This is a genomic window from Pseudomonas sp. RW10S2 (assembly GCF_014268985.1).
GTDB lineage: Bacteria > Pseudomonadota > Gammaproteobacteria > Pseudomonadales > Pseudomonadaceae > Aquipseudomonas > Aquipseudomonas wayambapalatensis.
The window spans coordinates 1-4,540 of sequence record NZ_JABWRO010000203.1 but is presented as its reverse complement, the minus strand read 5'-3'; the positions used below and the strand labels follow the sequence as shown (position 1 = coordinate 4,540).

At 60.2% G+C, this 4,540-nt stretch carries 6 protein-coding genes; 2 read left to right on the top strand and 4 right to left on the bottom strand.

The window, feature by feature from the left end; genetic code table 11:
- Positions 1-25 precede the first annotated feature (25 nt).
- From HU729_RS25005 to flgA, 4 genes are all read right to left on the bottom strand, one after another.
- Entirely contained in the window at positions 26-769 is a 744-nt protein-coding gene (locus HU729_RS25005) for a flagellar brake protein (protein WP_186711870.1), read from the bottom strand.
- Between the two features lie 81 nt (positions 770-850).
- Positions 851-1,318: a flagellar protein FlgN gene (locus HU729_RS25000; RefSeq protein WP_054891911.1), complete on the bottom strand. Its 468-nt coding sequence runs from the start codon at positions 1,316-1,318 to the stop codon at positions 851-853.
- Positions 1,319-1,364: 46 nt separating this feature from the next.
- Positions 1,365-1,679 (bottom strand): flagellar biosynthesis anti-sigma factor FlgM, encoded by a 315-nt coding sequence (flgM, locus tag HU729_RS24995; RefSeq protein WP_186666673.1) that lies wholly within the window; start codon positions 1,677-1,679, stop codon positions 1,365-1,367.
- Positions 1,680-1,885: 206 nt separating this feature from the next.
- Positions 1,886-2,638: a flagellar basal body P-ring formation chaperone FlgA gene (gene flgA / locus HU729_RS24990; protein WP_186666458.1), complete on the bottom strand. Its 753-nt coding sequence runs from the start codon at positions 2,636-2,638 to the stop codon at positions 1,886-1,888.
- A gap of 67 nt (positions 2,639-2,705) precedes the next feature.
- Between flgA and HU729_RS24985 the strand changes: the two genes are divergently transcribed.
- Complete coding sequence (locus HU729_RS24985) at positions 2,706-3,635, top strand: chemotaxis protein CheV (protein WP_063545699.1); 930 nt, start codon at positions 2,706-2,708, stop codon at positions 3,633-3,635.
- Positions 3,636-3,684: 49 nt separating this feature from the next.
- The gene (gene cheR / locus HU729_RS24980) at positions 3,685-4,512 is read left to right on the top strand and encodes a protein-glutamate O-methyltransferase CheR (protein ID WP_186666457.1); all 828 of its coding nucleotides are present in this window, start codon (positions 3,685-3,687) and stop codon (positions 4,510-4,512) included.
- Positions 4,513-4,540: the final 28 nt, after the last annotated feature.

Here is a 4,540-nt window from a genome sequence, read left to right as displayed (position 1 = left end):
GGCGTCGATGTCTTTCAAGGGGCGATCAGTAGTCGTCTTTATCGAACCGCCGCGCTTCACGCTGCAGCTGGTACACGAAACTCTCGATCTTGCGCTGGTTCTGGCCGTTGAGGTTGTGGAAACGCACGCCGGCGAAGGTGGTATTGATGCGCTCTTCGAAGTGCAGGTGACGCAGCTCCACCATCACGTCGCTCAGGCCCAGCGGGTTTGCGGCCTTGAAGCGCTCATACACCTGGCCCAGTTGCAGGCGCTCTTCGACGTTGCCATCGAAGCGCAGCTTGCAGCCCGTGGCGGACACGTCCAGCAGCTTGCCGCGCAGCGCGCCGTTGCCCTTGAGGTGGGTGCCGTCGAGGATGATGTCGACCAGTTGCGACAGTTTCAGCGCAGCGCGGAAGGCGTTGCGACGCTGATGGTAGGTCATTTCGGTGGGCAGAGTGCCGCGGTAGCAGCGGTGGCCATCGACTTCGCCGATGGCCAGCGCAGTGTTGCACTCCCAGGCAATGCGTACGCCATCGTGGAAACCTTCGACGCGGAAGGGTTCGCCGTTCTCGATGAACTTCTCGCCGTCACGCGGGATCATTTCGTCCAGTGCCAGAACGTTGGCGTCCCGGTCCACCTGTACCACGTAACTCTGGAAGCGCTGGCTGCGTTCATGGAAGCTGATGATCAGCGGATCGTGGCTTTCCATCAGCTGGCGCAGGTTCGCCGAAATCTCCAGAGGAGTGGTCAGCACTTTTGGTGGCTGAGGAGCATCGGACTCATTGAACACGGGTAATCAATCTCCAGGCAAAAACGACACACGCAAGTAACGGCATTTTGCCAGTATGTTCCGTGCCTTGAATAGGAATAATCACACCTGGCTGATCGCCCGGGGCTTGTCCATGGGGGAGGTGGTACCACGGCTGTCGTACAGCGACGGGGAGTCGCCGCCGTTGAGGATTCTGATCTGGTTGGCCGTGGCGTGCTGCTGCACCTGGATAACCCGGCCATTGGTCTCGTTGACCTTCTGGCAGGTATCCATCAACTGGGTCAGCACATCGAGTTGCTGCAGGATGATCTCGCCGTTTGGCGATTGCGCAGCAACGGCCTGCACACCTGCCCGGTCGGCGCTGAGGCCGAGCCCGTTGAGCAGGTGATTGCGCCGCATGCCCTGCTGCTCGAGCAAGACGATCAGCGATTGCTTGCGGGCGAGGATGGTCTCCAGCACCTGCATGTCCCGACCGTGCAGGGCGACCGTTTCCTTCTGGAGGAGGTCGAGCAGTTCCTGGGTCGGCGCGATGTCGTCTTCGATCAGTTGCAGCAGTGTGGTGTCGTGCATGGCTGGCTCTTGGCTCTGGCGTCCTGGAAGTCAGCGCACCGTAAGGTTAGCGCTGAGCTTCGAAATCAAGCAGTTTGCTGGCGATCCGGCCGGCATCGACCTGGTAGCTGCCGTCGGCGATCGCCTGCTTCAACTGGGCCACGCGGGCGCTGTCGACTGCTGGTTGATCGCGCAGCTTGTCGCTGATCTTCTGCAACTGCTGGGCCTCTTGACTGAGGTGTACCGCCTCTCCGCTAACGCTGGCAGGCTTGCCTGCATCGCTGGCACCACCGGTTTTTTCGGTGTTGCCCGATGCGGCATTGCCGCGAACGCCGCCCGTGATGGACGGAGAGTTATTCAAACGACTGAAGTCGATGACCATGATCAGAAACCTCTGGGTGAATAGGACGCTTGCCTTTGTTTCGGCCAACCCGAAACAAACTTTAGGCACAAATGTTCTGCCGTCCGTCAGCAAACCCGCATATCCCGATTTCTGACACAGTTTAGGAAAAGCGGTTCCTCGCCGCCAGTCCCGGGGTCCTGCATTATTTCGTCGGCGATGAACCGCCGGTGCCTTTTACATCCTTCCTACATCGCCACTTCGACCTGGCCCGGCCCGACCACCGTGGCCTTGACCACGCGCTGGGAGTTGAGATTGCGCACGCGGATCTGTTCGGTCAGGCCGCCCTTGCTCAGGGCTTCGCCTGGCATGCGTACGCTCAGGCCGCCACTGCGGGCGGTGATCACCACGTGATCGCCCTTGCGAATCACGTCCGCTTGTTCCAGTTGCTGCAACGTCAGGACCTGGTCGAGGATGGTCGGGCGCAGCAGTTTCATGCCCACGGCCTGGTCGAGTTCGCTCAGAAAGCCCTGGCCCAGGGTGCTGACGTCACGCTCGCGCAGAGCCACGTCACCTTCAGTGATCACGCTTTCGCGCTTGAGTGGGCGGGTCATGACCACCACGTCGCGGAACAGCTTCACCTGTGCCGGCACGAATACCGTCCAGGGCGAGGTGCCGTCGCAACGTACCCGCACCGTCACTCGCCCAAGCGGCTGTGCCGGGCTTTCCAGCGAGGCGTCCAGTTGCTGGCTGCACACCGGCATGCGCAGGCGTGGGTCGAGATTGTTGACCTGGATGTCATAACGTCCCACGGTCTGGGTGCGCGTCATGTAGTCTTCGACGGTGAATTCAAGAAACCCTTGGGTGACACCGATAAGCTGTTCAGGCAAGGTAAACGAATCCGCCAGCGTGCGAGCGCCGGATGCGAGCAGGCATGCAATGGCCAGGGGGATGGCCAGCAGGCGCGTCAGTCGTCGGAAAAATGTCGTTTTCGTGTACATACGCTCAAAAAAGCAAAGCCCGTGCCGACTTGTTGGCAAGCGAGCAGAAAAATAGAAGGAGTCTGGCATGGCTGGCGTTATGGATTCGGTCAACCAGCGCACGCAACTGGTTGGACAGAATCGCCTCGAGCTGCTGTTGTTCCGTCTCAATGGCGATCAACTCTATGGCATCAATGTGTTCAAGGTCCGTGAGGTGCTGCAGTGCCCGGAGCTGACCCTGTTGCCCAAGTCCCATCCGGTGGTGCGCGGTGTAGCGAACATTCGTGGGGCAACCATCCCCATCCTCGACCTGTCGATGGCGACGGGGCTACCGGGCCTGAAAGAAGAGACCCGTAACAGTTTCGTGATCATTACCGAGTACAACACCAAGACCCAGGGTTTCCTGGTGCACTCGGTCGAGCGCATCGTCAACATGAACTGGGAAGAGATCCATCCACCACCCAAGGGTACCGGGCGCGATCACTACCTGACGGCGGTCACCCGGGTAGACAACCGCATGGTCGAGATCGTCGACGTCGAGAAGGTGCTCGCGGAAGTGGCACCGTCCTCGGAGTCGGTTTCCGCCGGCGTGGTCGATGCCGAGGTGCAGGACAAGGCCGTGTTGCTGCGGGTGCTGACCGTCGACGATTCGTCGGTGGCGCGCAAGCAGGTCAGCCGTTGCCTGCAGACCGTGGGCGTGGAGGTGGTGGCGCTCAACGACGGCCGCCAGGCGCTGGACTACCTGCGCAAGCTGGTGGATGAGGGCAAGCGGCCGGAAGAAGAGTTCCTGATGATGATCTCCGACATTGAAATGCCGGAAATGGACGGCTATACCCTCACCGCCGAGATTCGTAACGATCCGCGCATGCAAAAATTGCACATCGTCCTGCATACTTCGCTGTCGGGCGTGTTCAACCAGGCGATGGTCAAGAAGGTCGGCGCTGACGACTTCCTGGCCAAGTTCAAGCCGGACGACCTGGCCCAGCGCGTGGTCGATCGGATCAAGGCAACGCATTGAAACGGCCGGGGCGAGCCCCGGCGCAAGTGATTGAAAAGAGGCGGCAGCATTGTCTACGGGTAATTTGGATTTCGAACAGTTCCGGGTCTTCCTGGAGAAAGCCTGTGGCATCCTGCTGGGCGAAAATAAGCAGTATCTGGTGTCCAGCCGTCTCAACAAGCTGATGGAGCAGCAGGGCATCAAGAGCCTGGGTGAGCTGGTCCAGCGCATCCAGACCCAGCCCCGCAGTGGCCTGCGCGAGCAGGTGGTCGACGCCATGACCACCAACGAGACCTTGTGGTTTCGCGACACCTATCCGTTCGAAGTGCTGAAGAACAAGGTGATTCCCGAGTTCATCCGCGCCAACCCTGGCCAGCGCCTGCGCATGTGGTCGGCGGCCTGCTCGTCGGGGCAGGAGCCGTATTCGATCTCGATGGCTATCGATGAGTTCGAGCGCAGCAACCTGGGCCAGTTGAAGATGGGGGCGCAGATCGTCGCCACCGATCTTTCCGGTGCCATGCTCAATAACTGCAAGACGGGTGAGTACGATAGCCTGGCGATTGCCCGCGGCTTGTCGCAGGAGCGCCTGCAGCGCTACTTCGACCCGAAAGGGCCGGGGCGGTGGGCGGTTAAGCCGGCAATTCGCAGTCGGGTGGAGTTCCGCTCGTTCAACCTGCTCGACAGCTATGCGGCGTTGGGCAAGTTCGACATCGTGTTCTGCCGCAATGTGTTGATCTACTTCTCCGCGCAGGTGAAGAAAGACATCCTCATGCGTATCCATGCAACGCTCAAGCCAGGGGGATATCTGTTCCTGGGGGCTTCGGAGGCGCTCAATGGCTTGCCGGATCATTACCAGATGGTTCAGTGCAGTCCAGGGATCATCTATCAGGCCAAGTGAATGAAAAGGCCGGTATCGAGAGATACCG